The following is a 21,098-nucleotide window of genomic DNA, read 5'->3' on the forward strand; positions in this document are numbered from 1 at the left end:
GTTTCTCTTGTCTCGAAATGGGTTAGCAGATCGTGACACGGTGTAACGTCCGATTAACGCGTCTTGCGCGGGCGTGGCGAAGCGACTAGGTAGGGCACCGAATTGTCTCGCCCCTTTTCCGGCGCGGAGTGGCAATGCCCGCCCAGACCCACAGCGATGCTCCCGACGACCTCGGCCTGCTGAAATCGGCAGCGGTTCATGCCGGCATCATTGCGCTCGGGTTTTTCCGCACGGACCTGCGGACCTGGACCAAGAACGCCTCCTCCCCGGTTTCGGAAGCCGATATCGCGCTCGACAATTTCCTCACCCAGACGCTGCGCGCCGCGCGTCCGGCCTATGGCTGGCTGAGCGAGGAAACCGCCGACACGCCCGAACGGCTCGATCATGCGCGCGTCTTCATCGTCGATCCCATCGACGGCACGCGCGGGTTCATCAAGGGCGAGGATTCGTGGACCATTTCGCTCTCGGTGGTCGAAAACGGCCGGCCCGTCGCGGGCGTCGTCTATGCGCCGGTGCGCGACGAGATGTACGAGGCCGCGCTTGGCACGGGCGCGATGCTCAACGGGCATCCGCTCTCGCCCGTCCCGCGCCAGGGCCGCGACCGCCTGATCCCCGCCCCCGCCGCCGTCCATCAGGAACTGGCCCAGGCCGATATCCGCTACAGCAAGGGCCCCGCCTATCCCTCGCTCGCCTACCGGCTGGTCCAGGTCGCCGCGGGCCAGCTCGATGCCGCCGTCGCCCGGCGCGGCGCGCAGGACTGGGACGTCGCCGGAGCCGATATCATTCTCGGTGAGGCCGGGATCGATCTTATCGATGTCTGCCACGGCGTTCCGCGCTACAACACGCCCGACACACGGCACGCAGCGCTTGCCGCCACCGGCGACGCCTCGCTTGTCGCCCCGTTGCAGGAAGCCCTCAGGATCGTCTATGGCTGTCCCCAACAGCACGGCAAAGCGGAGCAAGAACCCAAATGACCGAGTCCCCGACCAAACAGTTGCTGCACCTCGTCATTGGCGGCGAAGTGATCGACCCCAAGCACGCCGAATTCAAGAACCTCGATGAAGTCGACATCGTGGGCGTCTATCCCAACTATGCCGAAGCCCACAAGGTATGGCGCGCCAAGGCGCAGCAGACGGTCGACAACGCCGAAATGCGCTATTTCGTCGTGCACCTGCACCGCCTGCTCGATCCGTCCGAGGACGAGTAGGCAGCATCGCAGCCCCCTCAGCCGACCCACCGTGGGAGAGCGGGGCAATCGCATATGGATTTGCGCTTGTGGCTTCACCCCTCCCCAACCCTCCCCATCAAGGGGAGGGTGCTTCCTTTTCCTGGGAACTTCCCTACGCACAAGGCCAGCACCTCCCCCCTTGTGGGGGAGGTTGAGAGGGGGGATCGGCGTAAGCCGAAGCAAATGCGATAGTCCCGCGTGGGAGAGAGGGTGAGGGGGCCAGCGATGCCCACTAAAAATCGCTGAAGCTAAAACCTCAGCCCTCTTCCCCGATCGACCGCCGATAAGCAACAAACGCCGCCTCGGCGTCGGCATAGGCTTCCTGCCGGTCGACGCTCCAATAGGTGAGGTCTTCGATGGGGATGGGCTTGCCGGTGATCGCGCAGCGCACGAAGGTGCCCGGCTTGACGACGACATAGTCGGCATCGAGATAGCGCACCTGCGCCTCGGAGGGGGAAAAGCCGCTGTCGAGAATGTTCATCATGGATCTTTCTTATCGGGCTTGCGGGTGCGGGTCAAAAAAGACTTTCCTGCCCGCCGCCGCCCTCGGGGCGTGGTTTGCGCCGGGGCACGGACGGCGCACCGGAAACCGTCGCATCGATCCGGCCATCGGCGACGGTGATGACCAGCCCCTCGCCCGGCCCCACCGTCTGGGGGGAGGTGACGATGGTGCCCGTCTCGTCGGCCACCAGCGCGAACCCGCGATCGAGCACCCGGCGATAGCTCAGCGTTTCAAGCAGTTTTGAAACCCCGTCCAGTTCCCGGCGCTTGTCGGAAACCCGGCGGATAAAGGCCGGTTGCAGGCGGACAATGATGGGCCGGGCCTTCAATCCTGCCCGTCCCGCCAGATTGCCCAGCGCAACCGGCGCGCGCGCGTTCATCTGATCGAGCCGTGCCCGGAAATCGGCAATGCGGCGGTTGAGAAGATCGGGGGCGAGCCTTTGGGCGCAGGAAGCCAGCCGCAGCCCCTCGCGCTCGAAATGGCGCCGGAGGATGGCCGGGCCGAAGCTGGCGCCTTTTTCCGCGAAGCGCAGCGCCTTTTTCTGATGCGAATGGCGCAGCGCCGCATCGAGCCGCGTTGCCGCCAGATCGAGCCGCTGGCGCTGGGTCGCGGTGAGGTCCGCCGCCCGTGGCAGGCCCGCCGCGGCCGCACGCAGGCGATCGCGCAGATGGGCAAGCGAACGCCGCGTCGCGCCCCGCTGGCGCGAACCCAGATCGTCGACATAGGCGATCAGTTCACTGCGCACCGGCACCGCCATTTCGGCGGCCCCGGTGGGCGTCGGTGCGCGCCGGTCGGCGGCATAGTCGACCAGCGTCGTGTCGGTCTCGTGCCCCACCGCCGAGATGACGGGAATGGCCGAATTCGCCACCGCGCGGACGACGCTTTCCTCGTTGAACCCCCAAAGATCCTCGATCGACCCGCCGCCGCGCGCAACGATCAAAAGCTCGGGGCGCGGGATCGGACCGTCGGGCGCAAACCCATTGAAGCCCTCGATGGCGCGCGTCACTTCCGGCGCGCAGGTATCGCCCTGCACGCGCACCGGCCAGACGATGACATGGGTGGGAAACCGGTCCTCGAGCCGGTGCAGGATATCGCGGATCACCGCCCCGGTCGGCGAGGTCACCACCCCGATGACGCGCGGCAGATAGGGCAATTCCCGCTTGCGCTCGGGCGCGAACAGCCCCTCGGCCAACAGTTTCTTGCGGCGCTCTTCGAGAAGCGCCATCAGCGCGCCAGCGCCCGCCGGCTCGATCTGCTCGATGACGATCTGGTATTTGGACGAGCGCGGATAGGTGGTCAGCCGCCCCGTCGCGATCACTTCCAGCCCTTCCTCAGGCTTGAAGGCAAGGCGCGAAAAATTGCCCTTCCAGACCACCGCATCGATCGATGCGCCCTCGTCCTTCAAAGTAAAATAGGCATGCCCCGAACTATGCTGCCCCCGATATCCCGAAATCTCCCCGCGCACCCGGACATAGCCGAACCGGTCCTCAATGGTCCGCTTGACCGCGCTGGCGACCTCGGAGACGGTGAATTCATGGGCGTTGGACTGGGTATCTGTCATAGGGGTTTTGATGCGGGAACGGGGAGATTCCGTCAAGGGTAGAGCAATGGTCGCGATGCTCGGTGCCCTTGGCCTCACCCCTCCCCAACCCTCCCCCTTGAGGGGAGGGTGTATCCTTTGCCTGGCTGCTCCCATACGCACAGAACCAGCACCTCCCCCCTTGTGGGGGAGGTTGGGAGGGGGGATTCGGCGTTAGCCGAAACGGGGTAGAGCCTCCACGAAAACCGTGGTACGGGGCGGCTCTCTGAACCAGCCAACAAACAGGAAAATGTCCATGCGCGTATTGCTGATCGGATCGGGCGGGCGCGAGCACGCATTAGCCTGGGCGATCACGCGCTCGAAACGCCTCGAAAAGCTGTTCGTCGCACCGGGCAACGGGGGCACGGAGCGGATCGCGGAAAACGTCGCGCTCGATGTGGCGGATCACGCGGCGGTTGTTGCCTTCTGCCACAAGGCGCGGATCGACCTTGTTGTCGTCGGCCCCGAAATCCCCCTCGTTGCCGGAATCGCCGACGATCTGCGTGCGGCCGGATTCGTCGTTTTCGGGCCCTCGAAAGCCGCCGCCCAGCTCGAAGGCTCCAAAGCCTTCACCAAGGCCCTGTGCGACGAAACCGGCATCCCCACCGCCGCCTACGCCCGCTTCACCGCGCTCGATCCGGCCCTCGACTACGTCCGCCAGCAGGGCGCGCCCATCGTCATCAAGGCGGACGGGCTGGCGGCGGGCAAGGGCGTGACGGTGGCCGAAACGCTCGCCGATGCGGAAGCCGCGCTGCGCGATTGCTTTTCCGGCGCGTTCGGCGCGGCGGGCGCGGAAGTGGTCATCGAGGAATGCCTTGTGGGCGAAGAAGCGAGCCTTTTCGCGGTTTCCGATGGCGAGCACATCGTTTTGCTGCCCGCCGCCCAGGACCACAAGCGCGTGGGCGGCGGCGACACCGGCCCCAACACCGGCGGCATGGGCGCCTACGCTCCCGCCCCGGTCATGACGCCCGAACTTGTCGCGCGCAGCAAAAAGGAGATCATCGAGCCCGCCATCCGGGGCATGGCCGCGCGCGGCACACCCTTTTCGGGCGTGCTCTTTGCCGGGCTGATGATCACCGACGCCGGGCCGAAACTCATCGAATTCAACACACGGTTCGGCGATCCCGAATGCCAGGTGCTGATGATGCTGCTCGAAAGCGACGTGCTCGACCTGCTCGAAGCCTCGGCCAGCGGCGGATTGGCGGGGGTGGAGCCCAAATGGCGCGACGGCGTCGCGCTCACCGTCGTCATGGCCGCTAAAGGCTATCCGGGATCATACCTCAAGGGCACCGAAATCAGGGGCGCGGACGGGCTCGACAGTGACACGGCGCACATCTTCCACGCCGGAACGCTCCGCGACGGCGATACGCTTCGGGCCAATGGCGGGCGCGTCCTGAACGTCACGGGCTATGGCGCAAGCGTTGCCGAGGCACAGGCCAACGCCTATGCCGCCGTCGGCCGGATCGACTGGCCCGAGGGTTTCTGCCGCCGCGACATCGGCTGGCGTGCGGTTTCGCGGTAGAACACATCGACTTGGAAGTGTGCAGCAGGCATCGCTGCCCCCCTCACCCCCAGCCCCTCTCCCACAAGGGGAGAGGGGGGCTCGTTTGGCTGCCCCTCGTGTTTCCCTTCTCCCCTTGAGGGATTGAGGAATGTCCCGAAGGGCAAATCGCTCCAGTGGAGCGATTTGAATGACGAAAGTGGGCCGGCGAAGCCGGGTCTGATGAGGGGGCCAGCGATTTTCCCTCAACCCCAAGGCAACACCTTCTCAATCTCCGTAGCCGACACTAGACTGCCCAACCGGGGAGGGCTGTGGCTGTGAGCACGATCAGCGATCCGCGCATCGGTATCGCGCTGGGGGCGGGCTCGGCGCGCGGGCTGGCGCATGTTCCGTTCATGGAAGCGATCGACGAGCTTGGCCTCAAGCCGGCCCGGATCGCAGGCACCTCCATCGGCGCGCTCCTGGGGGCAGGCTGGGCAGCGGGGCTGTCCGGGGCCGGGGTGCGCGAGCTTTCCTATCAGATGCTGGGGTCGGTCAACGGATTGTTCGGGCGGCTGTTTGCAACCCAGATGCGCTCGATCCGCCAAAGCCTGCGCACTGGGATTTCGATCCAGCTCGATCCTGAACAGATTTTCGACAGCTTCACCCCGCCCGACTTCCCGGCGAGTTTTTCCGCGCTCAAGATCCCCTTCACCTGCATCGCCACCGACTTCAACTCATGGCATCAGGTGGCATTCTATGAAGGGCCGCTGCGTCCCGCCGTTGCCGGTTCGCTCGCCGTGCCGAGCCTTTACCGTCCCGTACACCATCAGGACCGGCTGCTGGTCGATGGCGGGGTGACCAACCCCATGCCGCTCGATGCGGTCGCTTCGGACGCAGACATCCTCATCGGCATCGACGTCAATGGCGATCCGCAGGACTGGCCGGAAAACCGCATCCCCTCCCCGCTCGACATCGCGTTCGGCTCGGCCCAGATCATGGCCCATTCGCTGATCGCCAACATGATCGCCGCCTACCGGCCCGACCTTTATTTCCGCCCGCGCATCAGGGGTGTGGGTGCCTATGAATACTGGAAGGTGCGCGAGATCATCGCGGCGGGCGATGCCGACAAGGACCGGTTCAAGCGCGCGCTGACCGTCCGCATCGAGGATTTCATCGCCGGACGGCGAAGAATTTCCTGAGCATTTCGCCCGCCGCCCCCTCCCCCACGCCCCCGATCACCTCGGGCCGGTGATGGCAGGTGGGCTGATCGAAAAACCGCACGCCATTGTCCACCGCCCCGCCCTTGGGGTCCTCGGCGGCGTAATAAAGCCGCCTGATCCGCGCATGCGAAATCGCGCCCGCGCACATGGTGCACGGCTCGAGCGTCACATAAAGATCGCAGTCGGTGAGCCGATGCGCGCCAAGCGTTTCGATCGCTTCGCGGAGGGCGATCATTTCGGCGTGGGCGGTGGGATCGGCAAGCTCGCGCATCCGGTTGCGGGCCGAAGCAACGATCTCGCCATCACGCACGATGACGGCGCCGACCGGGACCTCTCCGGCAAGAGCGGCCTGCCCGGCGAGGGCGAGGGCGGTGTCCATGGGGGATTGGATGTGCATGGCGAGACCAACTGATCTTGAGACCTTGGCAAACATCGCAGCCCCCCTCGTCCGCCCCTTCGGGGCACCTTCTCCCACGAGGGGAGAAGGGGAACCGTGATGCAACCACACGAGCCCCCCTCTCCCCTCGTGGGAGAGGGGTTGGGGGTGAGGGGGCCAGCGATGCCGGCCAACTCCGCCACCCTATCCATTTTACCCCCGCCTGTCGCCGGGATATGCTCGCCCAAAGGAGAATCAGCCCCATGGCCATCCGCCAGCTTCCAGACGATCTGGTCAACAAGATTGCCGCCGGCGAAGTCGTCGAGCGGCCCGCCAGCGTCGTCAAGGAACTGGTGGAAAACGCGCTCGATGCCGGGGCGAGGCGCATCGCGATCACGACGGCCATGGGCGGGAAGAACCTTATCCGCATCGAGGATGACGGGTGCGGGATGGACGAGGCCGATCTGGTGCTCTCGCTCGAGCGCCACGCCACCTCCAAGCTCGCCGATGACGGACTCGACGACATCCGTACGCTCGGTTTTCGCGGCGAGGCGCTGGCCTCGATCGGCTCGGTCTCGGACCTTTCCATCGCCTCGCGCCCCGAAGGCGCGGAAAGCGGGCTCAAGGTTTCGATTGCGCGCGGGACAAGGGGCGGCCCGGTGCCCCATCCGATGAACCGGGGCACGGTGGTCGAGGTCAAAAACCTTTTCGCCGCTATTCCAGCCCGGCTCAAATTCCTCAAATCGGACCGCGCTGAAGCCAACGCCATCACCGATGTCATAAAGCGCCTCGCCATGGCGCACCGGGGCGTCCATTTCGTCCTCACCGGCGCGGATCGTTCCCCCGTCAACTGGCCCGCCCAGGAAGGGCCCGGCGCGGTCCATGCGCGGCTGGCGCAGATCATCGGCGCCGATTTTCCCGAAAATGCGCAGGAGATCGCCTTTTCGCGCGGGGGGATCGTCGTGGGCGGGCTGGCCGGGCTGCCGACCTATTCGCGCGCCAATACGCTCAACCAGTTCTATTTCGTCAATGGCCGCTCGGTGCGCGACAAGGTGCTGCTGGGCGCGGTGCGCGCGGCCTATGCCGATTTCCTGCACCGCGACCGGTTTCCGGTCCTTGCGCTTTTCATCGCCATCGACCCGGGCGAAGTCGATGTCAACGTCCACCCCGCCAAGGCCGAATTGCGCTTTCGCGATCCCGGTGCGGTGCGCGGCACGGTGATCCGGGCGATCGCCGAGGCGCTGGGCGCGGCGGGCTTCCGCGCCTCCTCGAGCGTTGCGGCATCGGCGCTCGAAAGTTTCAGGGCGCCCGAACCGGCAACCGGTTTTGCCGAGCCGGCAACCGCGCCGCTGCGCTACGAGCCCGCCGCGCCGCGCCACTGGCAGTCATCCTTTTCGCCAACCCTTGCCGCCGAAACCCGCCACTTCGATGCGCCCAGCGCGCGGGTGGAACCGGTGGCCGAAATGCCCGCCGAAACGCGGGATTTCCCGCTCGGCGTCGCCCGCGCGCAGGTGTTCGAGAACTATATCGTCGCCCAGAGCGGGGACGCCCTCGTGCTCATCGACCAGCACGCGGCCCATGAGCGGCTGGTCTACGAAAAGTTCCGCACGCAACTGCGCTCGGGGCCGGTGCCAAGCCAGCGGCAGTTGATCCCCGTGGTGATCGACTTGCCGGAAGAAGATTGCGGCCGACTCGAAGAGGCATCGCCGGTGCTCGAAAGGCTCGGGCTCTATCTCGATCGCTTCGGCCCCGGCGCCATCGCGGTCAACGAGACCCCTGCCCTTCTGGGCCAGACCGACGTCTCAAACCTCATCCGCGACCTCGCCGACGGGCTCGCCGAATGGGACAATGTGGCGGTGCTCGAAGAGCGCATGGACGCCATCATTGCCCGCATGGCCTGCCACGGCTCGGTCCGCTCTGGCCGAAGATTGCGCGGCGACGAAATGAACGCGCTTTTGCGCGAGATGGAGGCCACCCCCCATTCGGGCCAGTGCATCCACGGGCGGCCCACCTATATCGAACTGAAAAAGGGGGATCTGGAGCGGTTGTTCGGGCGGCGGTAGGGAATTTTGATATTCGGGGCCCGTGGCCGACACCGCAGCCCCCTCATCCGCCCCTTCGGGGCACCTTCTCCCACGAGGGGAGAAGGGGGTTTCGTGGATGTCTCGACTCTTAAGCCCCCCTCTCCCCCTGTGGGAGAGGGGCTGGGGGTGAGGGGGCAGCGGTGCCAGCCAAACGCACAAGAGCAACAATCGAGGAGACCACCATGTCCAAACGCATCGTATTCACCGGCGGCACCGGCAAGGCCGGGCGCCATGTCGTGCCATACCTTCTTGAGCGCGGCCATGAGGTGTTGAACGTCGATCTGGTTCCCCTCGATCACCCCGGCGTCAACACGCTCCGCGCCGATCTCACCGACAGCGGTTCGGTGTTCAACGCGCTTTCCATGCATTTCGGGTTCGAGGGGTTCGAGACGGGCGACGGCCCTGCCCCGGTCGATGCGGTGGTTCATTTCGCCGCCGTGCCGCGCGTGCTGCTGCGGCCCGACCATGAGACCTTCGCGGCCAACACCGTCTCGACCTACAACGTCATCGAGGCTGCCGCCAAGCTGGGCATCAAAAAGATCGTGATCGCGTCGAGCGAGACGGTCTATGGCGTCTGCTTTGCCGAAGGGGACAAGGATTACAAAGCCTTCCCGCTCGAGGAGGATTACGACGTCGATCCCATGGACAGCTACGGGCTCTCCAAGGTGGTCAACGAAAAGACCGCACGCGCCTTTGCCATGCGCTTCGGCATCGACATCTACGCCCTCAGGATCGGCAACGTCATCGAGCCGCACGAATATTCGATGTTCCCCGGTTTCCTCGCCAACCCGCCCTCGCGCAAGCGCAATGCCTGGAGCTATATCGACGCCCGCGATCTGGGGCAGATCGTCGATCTGTGTATCGCGAAGGACGGCCTTGGCTTTTCCGTCTTCAACGCGGTCAACGACACGATCACCGCCAGGGAGCCGACCGCCGAGTTTCTCGCCAAATGGGCCCCCAACACCCCGATCACCGGCCCCCTCGAAGGCTTTACCGCCCCACTCTCGAACCGCAAGGCGCGCGAGGTCCTTGGGTTCAAGGAGGAGCACGACTGGCGGCGATATGTTGGGTAAGAGCGCGACGTGGTCCCCGGCTTTCGCCCGCGAAGCGAGGGAGGAATAATCTGCTATCTTGCCTCTTGCTGCCCCGGCGAAAGCCGGGGTCCATGGCCCCACCCAAAGCTGATGGGACAAGAAGATGTACGAGGAGCGCCAATACTACGTCTATATTCTCACCAACAGACGGAATGGCACGCTCTATACGGGTATGACCAGCAATCTCGCACGCCGGGTATTCGAGCACCGCTCCAAGGCCGTTCCGGGCTTTACCAAGAAATACGACCTGACCCGTCTCGTCTGGTACGAAGTTCACGGTACGCTCGAAAGCGCCTATCAGCGGGAAAAGCGCATCAAGGAATGGAAGCGGGTGTGGAAGATCGAATTGATCGAGGCGCTCAATCCCGAGTGGCGCGATCTTACCGATATGTTGATATAGCGGCTGTCATCGCCATGGACCCCGACTTTCGTCGGGGTAGCGAATGGGGCGGATTGGAACCACCCCACAAATCGCTGTCCCGACGAAAGTCGGGCCCCATGCGTTCAACAATCCTCTGCGGCTGCGGTGACGCTATGATGCGGCATCGTCGGGCAAGATGGAGCACGCAAAATTGCTGCTTTCCAAATTCTCACTGAACGAATTGAACGGAAATCGTTTTCCCGTTCAATTATCGCTACGGAAAACCCCTATAGCGCCTCAAGCAGCGTCACCGCCGTGTCGCCATAGTCGCGCCGGTCGATGATTTCCGTGCCGTCCGGCGCGGTGATTTCGACGCTCTTGCGTTCCTCGAGGAGGATCAGCGCACCCTTTTCGATCCAGCCGCCCGCCAGCGCCGCCGCGATGGCTTTTTCGCCCAGCCCATCGCCATAGGGCGGGTCGACAAAGACCAGCGTCGCCGGTTTCAGCCGCTCGACCGGGCCCAGATCGGTGGCGTCGCGTTTCAAAAGCTTGGTCTGCCCGCCCACGCCGAAGCGCTCGATATGTCCCCGGATCAGCCCGCGCGCCTCGATCCCCGTATCCACGAAAACCGCCGTATCGGCGCCCCGCGACAACGCTTCGAGCCCCATTGCGCCGGTTCCGGCGAAAAGGTCGAGCACGCGGTGGCCGGAGAGGTCCGGACCCAGCCGCGAGCCGATAATCGAGAACAGCGCCTCGCGCACCCGGTCGGCGGTGGGGCGGATATCGTCCGATTTCGGCGCATCGAGCGGCTTGCCGCGAAACTTTCCGGCGACGATGCGCATGGGCTATTCGCCCCGCGGGCGGCGCGGCCCCTTGTTGAAGGGCTTGCCTCCGGACGGGCGCCCGCCATCCTTGCGCGGCCCACGACGATCGTCAGTGAATTTGCCGTCCTTGCCCGGCCCGGCGCGCCGCGCGGGCGGGCGATCATCGTCCTTGCGGCGCGGCGGGCGGTCGCCATAGGGGCGATCCTCGTTGTTGCGCGGGCGGAAACCTTCCCTGCGCTGAGGCCGCTCGCCATCGAACTCGCGGCGCGGCCCCTTGGCGAAGGGGCGGTCTCCGTCGCGGCGCGGCGGGCGATCGCCGTAGGGACGATCCTCATTATTGCGCGGACGAAAACCTTCCCTGCGCTGAGGCCGCTCGCCGTCAAACTCCCTGCGTGGCCCCTTGGCGAAGGGGCGATCTCCGTCGCGGCGCGGCGGACGATCGCCGAAGGCGCGCTTTTCGCCGCCCTCTTCACGCGCGCGAAAGCCGTCCTTGCGGAACGGCTTTTTGTCTCCGTCCTCGCGGGGGCGGGGCGGCCTGTCATCGAAGCGTTTTTTAAAGCCCTCGCCACGCGGGGGCCGGGCATCGCGTGCGCCATCTTCGTCGCGGCGCGACCTTGCCCTCGGCACGAAACTTTCCGAGGGGCGGCCATCGTCGAAATGGACGGTACGTGGCGCCGGTTCGGGCCGTTCCTCGCGCCGGTTGTCGGGGCGGCGGCGCAGGCCGGTGTAGCGGTCGCGCTCGGTCGTCGTCTTTTCGGGCGCGCGGCGACGCGGCTGGTTGCCCTCGTCGGGTTCGGGGGTCTCGAAATCGGCGCCGGCCGCTTCGGCCAGCCGCTTGCCGAGCTGGTCCTTGAGGATGCGCGTCTTGACCTTTTCGATATGACCCACGGGAAGATCGCCAAGCTGGAAGGGCCCATAGGAAATGCGGATCAGGCGGTTGACCTCGAGCCCGAGCCCGCCCAGCACGTTTCTCACCTCGCGGTTCTTGCCCTCGCGCAGCCCCATGGTGATCCACACATTGGCGCCCGCCGCCGAATCGAGTTCGGCATCGATGGGACCGTATTCGACGCCGTCAACGGTGATCCCGTCCTTGAGCGTGTCAAGCCTTTCCTGGGTGACCGACCCAAAGGCGCGCACGCGATAGCGGCGCACCCAGCCGGTTGAGGGCAATTCCAGCGTCCGCTTGAGCCCTCCGTCATTGGTGAGCAGCAGCAGTCCCTCGGTGTTGAAATCGAGCCGCCCCACGGTGAGGACGCGCGGCAGGCCGAAGCGCGAAAGCGCATCAAAAACCGTCGGGCGCCCCTCGGGGTCCTTTTCGGTGACCATCAGCCCGGCGGGTTTGTGGTACAGCCAGAGCTGGGTCGCCTGCCGGCGCGTGATCTGCTTGCCGTCGACGGCGATCGTATCGGCCTCGATAACGTTGAAGGCAGGAGTCTTGACCACGCTGCCATTGACCGCGACGCGGCCGGCGGTGATCCAGGTTTCGGCGTCGCGTCGCGAGCAGATTCCGGCGCGAGCAATGGCTTTGGCGAGGCGCTCGCCGGGCTGGGGGGCGGGTTTATCGCTCATGGGAGCGTTTTCTCTTTCTTTTTAAACAAGGCAAGGCCATCTGGCCCGCCATATAAAGGCTAAAGCGTTTCAGAGTCTCATTGAAGCCGCCTTCTCCCTCGTTCGCTTCCCCGGCCTTGAGCCGGGGTCCATGCCTCGGCATCCACGAGAGGGGATGGCCCGTTATGGGTCCCAGCGTTCGCCGGGACAGCGGTGGGAGAGATGAACGGCGTGCCTCAGCGGTTGGCCAGCGCCGCGCGGACGTCGGGCGGGCAGCGCGGGTCCTGGAGCGAGACCAGATCGCCATTGGAGGCCTGGCAGATGAGGTTCTGGCCGCCGACCCGGTTGAAATACTCCTCGGGCGGCAGATAGATGTTGCGCTCCTCGGCGCCCTGCGCGCGGCGATGGGCGGCGATGCGCGCGGCAAGCTGGCGGGTTTCCGCGTCGGTCAGCGGACGACCGGTGATCGAGCCGGACCCGATGACGCGACCCTGCCGCAGCATTTCGAGATCGGCGGTGGTCAACCCCGAAGCATCGATCGTCACCCGGTCGCTGTCCTCGGGGATCGCGGCAACCGACTCGCTGGGCGGCGGAGGCGTCGCCCCGGCGGCGGGCATGACGAGCGGCCCGCGCTCGACGACCACCGGCTGCTTGGTTTCCTGATCGATGACACCGACACCGGCCAGCGTCGTGCGCAGCACTTCGCGCTCGAAGGTCATGGGGTCGGTCAGCGCGTTGGTGCCCTCGATGGTCGTGCAGGCCGAAAGGGCAAGCGCCGCACCGATACCGGCAAGCGCAAGGCGCAAGGATCGGCGCATTGCAACGCCCGTGCTCTTTACTGCGATACTCATCAAGTCCTCGACTACCCTGCACTCGTGCCGCCCGATCGCGGCGTTATAACCCAACATCGGGCCTAATGCCAGAATTTGACTTAAATCGGGTTTCCGGCATCCCCGCCCCTCGAGGAGAGAGGCTATCGCAGATAAATCCGCGCTTGTAGCTTCACCCCACCCCAGCCCTCCCCATCAAGGGGAGGGTGCTTCCTTTGCTTGGCTGTCCCTATGCGCACAAGGTGAGCACCTCCCTCCTTGTGGGGGACTTTCAAGCGGTTCCGGCATCGCCGGAACGCAAGGGTCCAGTGGACCCTTGCGAGTGCAGAAAGGGGAGGGGGGGTACTCCCCATCAGGGCGATGCGGGTTTTTCTCCCCCTGCCTTCGGCCGCAACACGTCCCAGATCAGCAGTACGACGCCGAGGCTGATTGCGACGTCCGCAATGTTGAAGACGTACCAGGAAAAATCGCCCCAATAAAAATGGAAGAAGTCGGCGACCGCGCCATAGATCACCCGGTCGATGGCGTTGGACAGCGCGCCGCCGATGGCGAGCGCGATGCCGAGCCGCGTGAGGAGGGACTCGTCCTTCCACCACCAGACGGCCAGCGCCACCATCGCCAGCACCATCACGGCCAGCAGCATCTGCGGGGTCAGCCCGCCGAGCAGCCCATAGGAAATGCCCGTGTTCCAGACCAGCACGTAGTCAAAGAACGGCGCGATGTTGATCACCTCGCCGCCCCGCCAGCCGAAATGGTCGATCTGGATCAGCTTGTGCAACCGGTCAAGGATCAGCACGTCGATCCCAAGGACGAGACTCCAGAGGATCGACGGCTTGAGGACTCCGATCATGAGCCCAACCCGGCGGCGGCCCGTTCCCGCATCGCTTTCGCATCGCGGGCGGAGAGGTCGGGATAAGCGGGGTCGGACCCCACATCGCCCGTCACCTTCCAGGAGCGCGCGCAGCGGGTACCCTCGGCGGGCTGGTAGACCACCGCGACCCCCGACACGTCCTCAATGGTAAAGGCATCGTCGGGTGCTGCGCCCATCTCGATCGCGATGGCCGAGGTGATGCAGATTTCGGCCATGTCCTGCCCGCCGATCGCCTGGGCAAGAGCGTCGTCGGTCACGAACACTTTTGGCGCGGCCTCGAGCGAGGAGCCGATCACCTTGTTCTTGCGCTCGATCTCCAGCGCGCCCGTGACAACGCGGCGGACGGCACGGATTTTCTGCCATTTGTCAGCCAGCGCATCGTTCTTCCAGCCAGCAGGGATTTCAGGAAACACCCGCGCATGGACCGAGGAGTCCGCCCCCGGATTGCGCTCGAGCCACACCTCTTCCATCGTGAAGACGAGGATGGGAGCCAGCCACGCCGTCAGGCAGGAATAAAGGTGATCGAGCACGGTCAGCGCCGCGCGGCGCGTGGCCGAGGAGATGGGATCGCAATAAAGCGCGTCCTTGCGGATATCGAAATAGAACGCCGACAATTCCAGATTCATGAAATTGCCGACCGCCGCCGCCACGCGCTTGTAATCGTAATTGTCGTAGGCCGCGCGCACCTGCCCGTCGAGCACGGCGAGCCGATGCAGGATCAGTCGTTCAAGCTCGGGCATGTCCCCGGGATCGACCGCTTCCTCGGGCTTGAAGTGGGCGAGGTTGCCCAAAAGCCAGCGCAGGGTGTTGCGGATCTTGCGGTAGCTTTCGACCGTGTTGGCAATGATCTCGTCGCCGATGCGGTGGTCTTCGGAGTAGTCGACGGTTGCGGCCCACAGGCGAAGGATGTCGGCGCCGAACTTCTTGATGATGTCCTGCGGGGCGATGGTATTGCCCACGGACTTGCTCATCTTGAAGCCGTTCTTGTCCATGGTGAAACCGTGGGTAAGCACGGATTCATAGGGTGCATGACCGTTGGTGACGCAGCTTTCCAGCAGCGAGGAATGGAACCAGCCGCGATGCTGGTCCGAGCCTTCCAGATACATGGAGGCCGGGAACTTGAGGTGCGGCCACTTTTCCTTGTTGCGCAGGACGAAAGCGTGGGTCGAACCGCTGTCGAACCACACGTCGAGAATGTCGCGCACCTGCTCGTAATCATCGGCCGCGTAGGCGCCACCGAGGAAGCGCTGCGCCGCCCCTTCCGCGTACCATGCGTCCGCGCCTTCCGCCTCGAAGGCATCCGCGATGCGCTCGTTGACCGCCTCGTCCTTGAGGACTTCGCCGGTCTCCTTATGGACGAACACGGTGATCGGCACGCCCCAGGCGCGCTGGCGCGAGAGCACCCAGTCGGGCCGCTCGGCAATCATCGAGCGCAGGCGGTTCTGCCCGCTGGCGGGGTAGAATTTCGTCTCATCGATAGCGGTCAGCGCGCGGGTGCGCAGCGTATCGTCAGCCGCGCCGAACGGCTTGTCCATATAGACGAACCATTGCGGGGTGTTGCGGAAGATGATCGGCTTTTTCGAGCGCCAGGAGTGGGGATACTGGTGCTTGAACCGGCGCTGCCAGAAAAAGAGATTGCCCGCAGCCATCAGCGCGCGGATCACTTTTTCGTTGGCGTCGCCCTTCTTGCCCTCATCATCGATGACGCGAGCCGGACCGCCCTCGGCATCCGGGCCGAAGGCGGGGACGTCGCGGGTATAAAAGCCCGCATCGTCCACGGCGAAGGGGATTTTGGTATCGATGCCGCGCTCCGCGAGCATGCGCCCGTTCGCCATCCACACCTCGAAGTCGTCCGCGCCGTGCCCGGGGGCGGTGTGCACGAACCCCGTACCCGCATCGTCGGTCACGTGATCGCCGTCGAGCAGCGGCACTGGGAAATCATAGCCGATTTCATGGAGCGGGTGGCGGCAGGTGATCGCTCCAAGCTCTTTTGCCGTTACATCCGCAACGCGCTTGAAGGTCAGCTTGGCGCGCACCGCCGCTTCGTCGGCCAGCTTATCGGCAAAGATAAGCTTTTCGCCCGGCTGGGGCCCGAACTCATTGGCCGCTTCGGCCACCTCATAAAGCCCGTAATCGATGCGCGAGGAATAGGAGATGGCGCGGTTGCCGGGGATGGTCCATGGCGTCGTCGTCCAGATGACGACGAATGTGCCCTCTTGGCCCGCCACCGGGAATTTCACCCAGATCGCGTCGCTCTCATAGTCGTGATATTCGATCTCGGCCTCGGCCAACGCGGTGCGTTCCACCACCGACCACATCACGGGCTTGGACCCGCGATAAAGCTGGCCGAGCATCGAGACCTTCATCAACTCGCGCGCGATCTGGGCTTCGGCGTCATAGCTCATGGTGAGGTATGGGTTTTCCCAGTCGCCCATCACGCCCAGCCGCTTGAATTCCTCGCGCTGCACGTCCACCCAGTGCTCGGCAAAGGTTCGGCATTCGGCGCGGAATTCGTTGATCGGCACCTCGTCCTTGTTCTTGCCCTTGTCGCGATACTGCTCCTCGATCTTCCATTCGATGGGCAGGCCATGGCAGTCCCAGCCCGGCACATAGGCCGCGTTGTAGCCCAGCATCTGCTTGGAGCGCGATACGAGGTCCTTTAAGATCTTGTTGAGCGCATGGCCGATATGGATGTTGCCGTTGGCGTAGGGAGGGCCGTCGTGCAGCGTGAATTTCTCGCGCTCGCGGCTCTGCTCGCGGAGCTTTTCATAAAGGTCCATCTTTTCCCAATGGGCCAGCCATTCCGGCTCGCGGGCGGGGAGTCCGGCGCGCATCGGAAAATCGGTCTGGGGCAGGAACAGGGTTGCGGAATAGTCGCGCTCGGTGGTCGCGCCCGTCGTCGTCTCGGTCATATAAATCTCGCTGGGATTGCTTGAAATCGGCCTGCTGGCGGACCCTAACAGCGGGTGCCGCTCAATCCAATGGCTTTTCGCCATCGATCATGCCCAACGCGGCGTCCAGCCTGGAGAGCGGAGCCGCGCGGGCGATCATAATTCGGGCCTCGACCGTGTCCTTCTTCATCTGCGCGATGAGCCCGTCGAGGCTATCGAACGTCATCTGCCCGCGTATGAAGCCGATGAGCGCGACCTCCAGCGTTTCGCCATAGATGTCGGCATCGAAATCGAAAAGGAACGTCTCGAAGGGCGGGCGCGTGTTGTCGAACATCGGCTTGCCGTAAGCCGCTACCCCGCCAAAAACCCCGCCGCCGATCCGGGCCTTTACAGCGTAGACGCCCTGGGCGAGCTGGCAGGTTCCGGGCAGCGCGAAATTGGCCGTCGGGAACCCCAGCTCCCGCCCGCGCCTGTCGCCTTCGATGACCGTGCCGGAAAAAAAATGATGGTAGCCCAGCAACGCGTTGGCCGCTTCGACCTCTCCGGCGGCCAGCGCCTCGCGGATGCGAGATGACGAAACCGGCGCCTCGCCTTCATCGAGCATGTCCATGACGCGCACCGCAAACCCGCGCCGCTTGCCCTCGGCTCTGAGGAAATCGGGCGTGCCCCTGCGCTGCTTGCCGAAATGGAAATCGGCGCCGACCACGACGCCCGACGCGCCCAGCGCCTCGACGATATGGCGCGAAACGAAATCCTCGGCCTCGACCCCGCTCAATTCGCGCGAAAAGGGCATGATCGCGATGCCATCGAACCCCAGCGCCTCGACCAGCGCGGCCTTGGCGTCGGCGGGCGTCAGCCGGTAGAGGAAGGGTTCGGGCGCAAAGACATCGCGCGGATGCGGCTCAAAGGTCAGTACCACCGCCGGCACACCCCTCTCGCGCGCCATTTCGAGGGTGGCGGCAAAGACATGCTGGTGCCCGCGATGGCACCCGTCGAAATTCCCGATGGCAACAACGCCGCCGCGCAGCGTTTCGGGAACGCTGTCGAGACCATCGAGGCGGGTGAAAGCTGTGCCGGAAGTCATCGGATAAAGGAGAGGCCCTTGGGAAATATCGCGGCGGAAAATGCCCGTTTGTGATGGAGATTGCAAGGGTGGAGGGTGGTGCCGTTCGCATAAGCGGATTTGGCCGGCACCGCTACACCCCTCATCCGACCTTTCGCTTCGCGAAAGCCCACCTTCTCCCACAAGGGGAGAAGGGGAACCCTGCAAATGCGTCGGCTCTTGAGCCCCCCTCTCCCCTTGCGGGAGAGGGGTTGGGGGTGAGGGGTGCAGCGGTGACAGCAGATTTGGGCGGTGCTCAACCCAACCCAAAAACCCCCGCCATCCGCTCGCCCGCCCCTTCTCCGAACTCCGATACCGGATAGGCCGCCAGTTCCACCAGATCCTCCCTCGGCAGATCCGCGCGCCCGATATCGCCGATCAGCACGTCGATCCCCGCCTCCCTGCACCGCACCAGGAACAGCAGGACGGCGCGGGCCAGTCCGGCATCGTAGAAAAGGTCGCCGACAAGAATGGTCTGGACCTCCGGCGGCGGGCCGGCCAGCAGGTCGGCGTTGAGCGTTTCGATGCTGACGTTGTTGAGTTCGGCATTGAGCGAAGCTGCGACAAGGGCGGTGGGATCGGTGTCGCAGGCGATGATCCGGCTGGCCCCGCACAGTGCCGCCCCGATGGCGACGAGGCCGGAGCCGGCGCCCAGATCGAGGATCACCCGGCCCGCGACAAGACCCGGATTTGCCGCCAGATGCCGGGCCAACGCCAGCCCGCCCGGCCATGTCCACGCCCAATAGGGCGGAATATCGTTCCGCGCGAGGCGCCAGACACCGCTTTGGGGCACGGCGAGGTGAAGCCGGATATGGTCAAGATGGGGGACAGCCCGGACCGGCAGGTGCTTTTTGATATAAGCGGCCGCGTCGCGTGCCATTCACCACGCCAGCCGGGGCATGTAGCCGTTCATATCGGCGCGCGAGACCGAGACGAAATCGTGCACCCGCTTGGGCGGAGGATCGTTGAAGGCGTCCAGTTCTTCGGCGTGGATCGAACCGGTTATAAAGAGCAGCGGAATACCGAATTGGGCCGCGCCCACTGCATCGGTGCGCACCGAATCCCCGATGGCCAGCACCCGTTCATGGGAAACGCGCCGCCCGGCGGCCTTGTCGAGCAGAGCCTTGGCCTCCTGGTAGATCGGGTTGAAGGGCTTGCCCGCCATCATCACGCGTCCGCCCCGGTCCTCATAGGCATCGGCAAGTGCGCCGCCGCAATAGATGATCCGGTCGCCCTCCTCCACCACCTTGTCGGGGTTGGCGCAGATCAGCGGCAGGCCGCGCGCCAGCCATTGCTTCATGCGATCGCTGTAATCGGCGGGGGTATCGTCATCGGTATCGAGATCGGTGACCGCGATGGCCGATGCTTCTTCGACCCCGCCCAGCGTGATGTCCAGCCCCTCGAACAGCACATCGTCCTGGGGCGGGCCGACGCGGTGCACGGTCTTGCCCCTGAAGCCTTCGAGCAAGCTGCGTGTCGCATCGCCCGAGGTGACGATGCCGTCATAGGCTTGGCGGGTCACTCCGATCCGGTCGAGCTGGGCGATGATCGGGCCGCGCGGGCGCGGGGCGTTGGTGATCAGGATCACCCTCCCGCCGTTTTCCCGATATCTGACCAGCGCATCGACGGCGGAGACGTGCGGCTCGATGCCGTTATGCACCACGCCCCAGACATCGGAGAGGATACCGTCGAATTTGCCGGCAATGTCGGATAGGCCCGTCAGGGCGGCGTCGGGTCTGGTCATCATGGACGTCCTGGAAGCGTTCAGTTGGCGGCGGTACGGCGCATTTCATCATCGCCGTCGTCTTCGCGCAGATCGTGCCGCATCGGGCCGAGCGGGGCAATGGCATCGCCCTGCGCCAGCCTGATACCGTCATCGAGCAGCGAAAGCACCTGCTGTTCGTCGGCAATGCCGGTCACGACGAGGTTGATGCCGAAGCGGGCGACATAGTCGTTGATGTCCGAAGCGTGGAAATCGGAATAGCGCGTGGGGTATTTAAGGAAGCCCTCGGCGTCCACCCCGATATAGCGCACGCCGCGCTGGGCGAGGCTGGCAAAATCGAGCCGCAGGGAGGTGCAGTTGCTCAGCCCGACCGACGCGCCTTGCTGCACAAGGCGATGGAGCATGTCGGTCTCGAGTTGGTCCATGTCGCCGAAATCGGTATTGTCGAGCATGAAGCACAAATCTGGATTGACCGCGCGGTTGGCGGCGAGGACACCGACAAGCTGGTCCACCGCGACCTTATCGGAAAGCGTTGCCAGCGACAGCCGGGTCAGGATGCGCACCGGCTTATCGGCCAGCCGCGCGCGCCTCACGATCCTTATCGCCTCGTCGGCAAGGATGCGCTCGATGCGGCGCAGCACGACATCGCCTTGCGAATTGCGCACGGGCATGTAGTCGGGCGGATCGCAGATGGTGCCCTTGCCCAGCATCAGGCGCAGCGCCAGCTCATAGGCGTGCACCTTGCGCTGGGGGAGGGTGACGATAGGCTGGACGTGATGGAGCAGCCGGCCATCGTCGAGCGCGCTGCGCACGGCGGGGAGCGGCACAGAAGGCAGGTGACGGACGGTCCCATCCGACCGATCCTCGGCAGACGTGCGAGGTGCCGCGGTGGTCTGGGCGGTCTCGAGTTCGGACACCGCTTCGGCGACCTGACGCACCACGGTGCCCAGAACGCTCATATCGGCTTCCATAACCTCAAGCCGGGGCCCAAGATCGAGATCGGTGAGGGCGTTGACGCGCTGGCTCAGGACCTGGCCCGCCTGTGCGTCGGTGCTCAGCAAACGCCCAAGCTCCTCGATGCCCTTTTCGAGCCGCCTTTCGGAGCGGCGGCGCAGCCGGTGTTCGTGGACGACCACGGCGGCGAGCGTTGCCAGGATCGCCAGCATGGCGGCTTCCGCAGGGGTGAGCGCGAGCAGGTAGTAGCCCGCGACGCCGATCGCGAAACCGCACAGCCCCATGAACAGATAGACCAGACCCAGCACGCTTTTGCCCCTTTGGGGAATCGCGATCGGATTCCCGCTCCGATCCTTACCACTGCGGCCCGCGCGGCAAAAGCGCCGAGGGGGCGTTATGTGCACTTGCCAACTGTTTGTTTACCCTAA

General features: G+C 64.9%; 19 protein-coding genes. 7 read left to right on the plus strand and 12 right to left on the minus strand.

Features of this window, described 5'->3' with window-relative positions; translation table 11 throughout:
* The first annotated feature begins 134 nt into the window (after positions 1-134).
* Together DQG18_RS04835 and DQG18_RS04840 are read left to right on the plus strand one after the other, a co-directional pair.
* Complete coding sequence (locus DQG18_RS04835) at positions 135-974, plus strand: 3'(2'),5'-bisphosphate nucleotidase CysQ (protein WP_116653100.1); 840 nt, start codon at positions 135-137, stop codon at positions 972-974.
* Positions 971-1,207 carry a DUF4170 domain-containing protein gene (locus DQG18_RS04840; protein WP_116653101.1) on the plus strand — a complete coding sequence of 79 codons (237 nt, stop codon included), beginning with the start codon at positions 971-973 and terminating at the stop codon, positions 1,205-1,207. The genes DQG18_RS04835 and DQG18_RS04840 overlap by 4 nt, the downstream gene beginning before the upstream one ends.
* Positions 1,208-1,484: 277 nt before the next feature.
* On the opposite strand, the gene DQG18_RS04845 is transcribed toward DQG18_RS04840, so the two are convergent.
* Both DQG18_RS04845 and xseA read right to left on the minus strand, forming a co-directional pair.
* Positions 1,485-1,709, minus strand: coding sequence for a DUF2093 domain-containing protein (locus DQG18_RS04845; protein WP_116653378.1), 225 nt, complete (start codon positions 1,707-1,709; stop codon positions 1,485-1,487).
* Positions 1,710-1,743: 34 nt separating this feature from the next.
* Positions 1,744-3,291 (minus strand): exodeoxyribonuclease VII large subunit, encoded by a 1,548-nt coding sequence (xseA, locus tag DQG18_RS04850; protein ID WP_116653102.1) that lies wholly within the window; start codon positions 3,289-3,291, stop codon positions 1,744-1,746.
* A gap of 274 nt (positions 3,292-3,565) precedes the next feature.
* Here xseA and purD point away from each other — a divergent pair, with 274 nt between their 5' ends.
* Positions 3,566-4,831, plus strand: a complete 1,266-nt coding sequence (purD, locus tag DQG18_RS04855) for a phosphoribosylamine--glycine ligase (protein ID WP_116653103.1) — start codon at positions 3,566-3,568, stop codon at positions 4,829-4,831.
* Positions 4,832-5,127: 296 nt separating this feature from the next.
* Positions 5,128-5,991 (plus strand): patatin-like phospholipase family protein, encoded by an 864-nt coding sequence (locus tag DQG18_RS04860; protein WP_116653104.1) that lies wholly within the window; start codon positions 5,128-5,130, stop codon positions 5,989-5,991.
* Here DQG18_RS04860 and DQG18_RS04865 read toward each other — a convergent pair.
* Entirely contained in the window at positions 5,963-6,409 is a 447-nt protein-coding gene (locus tag DQG18_RS04865) for a nucleoside deaminase (RefSeq protein WP_116653105.1), read from the minus strand. The two genes, DQG18_RS04860 and DQG18_RS04865, sit on opposite strands and share 29 nt — an antisense overlap.
* A gap of 242 nt (positions 6,410-6,651) precedes the next feature.
* Here DQG18_RS04865 and mutL point away from each other — a divergent pair, with 242 nt between their 5' ends.
* From mutL to DQG18_RS04885, 3 genes are all read left to right on the plus strand, one after another.
* The gene (mutL, locus tag DQG18_RS04870) at positions 6,652-8,451 is read left to right on the plus strand and encodes a DNA mismatch repair endonuclease MutL (RefSeq protein WP_116653106.1); all 1,800 of its coding nucleotides are present in this window, start codon (positions 6,652-6,654) and stop codon (positions 8,449-8,451) included.
* Positions 8,452-8,654: 203 nt separating this feature from the next.
* Entirely contained in the window at positions 8,655-9,545 is an 891-nt protein-coding gene (locus tag DQG18_RS04880; RefSeq protein WP_116653107.1) for an NAD-dependent epimerase/dehydratase family protein, read from the plus strand.
* 124 nt (positions 9,546-9,669) lie between these two features.
* Positions 9,670-9,966 carry a GIY-YIG nuclease family protein gene (locus DQG18_RS04885; protein WP_116653108.1) on the plus strand — a complete coding sequence of 99 codons (297 nt, stop codon included), beginning with the start codon at positions 9,670-9,672 and terminating at the stop codon, positions 9,964-9,966.
* A gap of 248 nt (positions 9,967-10,214) precedes the next feature.
* On the opposite strand, the gene rsmD is transcribed toward DQG18_RS04885, so the two are convergent.
* The 9 genes from rsmD to DQG18_RS04930 form a co-directional block, all read right to left on the minus strand.
* On the minus strand, positions 10,215-10,769 hold the full coding sequence (gene rsmD / locus DQG18_RS04890) for a 16S rRNA (guanine(966)-N(2))-methyltransferase RsmD (RefSeq protein ID WP_116653109.1): 555 nt from the start codon (positions 10,767-10,769) through the stop codon (positions 10,215-10,217).
* A gap of 3 nt (positions 10,770-10,772) precedes the next feature.
* A complete protein-coding gene (locus tag DQG18_RS04895) occupies positions 10,773-12,320 on the minus strand; it encodes a pseudouridine synthase (RefSeq protein WP_116653110.1) in 1,548 nt (515 codons plus the stop codon).
* A 215-nt stretch (positions 12,321-12,535) separates the two neighbouring features.
* Positions 12,536-13,150, minus strand: a complete 615-nt coding sequence (locus DQG18_RS04900) for a hypothetical protein (protein WP_157970003.1) — start codon at positions 13,148-13,150, stop codon at positions 12,536-12,538.
* A gap of 331 nt (positions 13,151-13,481) precedes the next feature.
* Entirely contained in the window at positions 13,482-13,979 is a 498-nt protein-coding gene (gene lspA / locus DQG18_RS04905; protein ID WP_116653112.1) for a signal peptidase II, read from the minus strand.
* Entirely contained in the window at positions 13,976-16,912 is a 2,937-nt protein-coding gene (gene ileS / locus DQG18_RS04910; protein WP_116653113.1) for an isoleucine--tRNA ligase, read from the minus strand. Before ileS ends, lspA begins: the two co-directional genes overlap by 4 nt.
* 61 nt (positions 16,913-16,973) lie before the next feature.
* A complete protein-coding gene (locus DQG18_RS04915; protein WP_116653114.1) occupies positions 16,974-17,975 on the minus strand; it encodes a bifunctional riboflavin kinase/FAD synthetase in 1,002 nt (333 codons plus the stop codon).
* Between the two features lie 274 nt (positions 17,976-18,249).
* A complete protein-coding gene (locus DQG18_RS04920; RefSeq protein WP_116653115.1) occupies positions 18,250-18,873 on the minus strand; it encodes a class I SAM-dependent methyltransferase in 624 nt (207 codons plus the stop codon).
* Complete coding sequence (locus DQG18_RS04925) at positions 18,874-19,737, minus strand: TIGR01459 family HAD-type hydrolase (protein ID WP_157970004.1); 864 nt, start codon at positions 19,735-19,737, stop codon at positions 18,874-18,876.
* A gap of 20 nt (positions 19,738-19,757) precedes the next feature.
* Positions 19,758-20,978 (minus strand): EAL domain-containing protein, encoded by a 1,221-nt coding sequence (locus DQG18_RS04930; protein WP_116653117.1) that lies wholly within the window; start codon positions 20,976-20,978, stop codon positions 19,758-19,760.
* Between the last annotated feature and the right edge of the window lie 120 nt (positions 20,979-21,098).

The sequence above is a fragment of the Pelagibacterium sediminicola genome (assembly GCF_003390885.1).
Taxonomy (GTDB): Bacteria; Pseudomonadota; Alphaproteobacteria; order Rhizobiales; family Devosiaceae; genus Pelagibacterium; species Pelagibacterium sediminicola.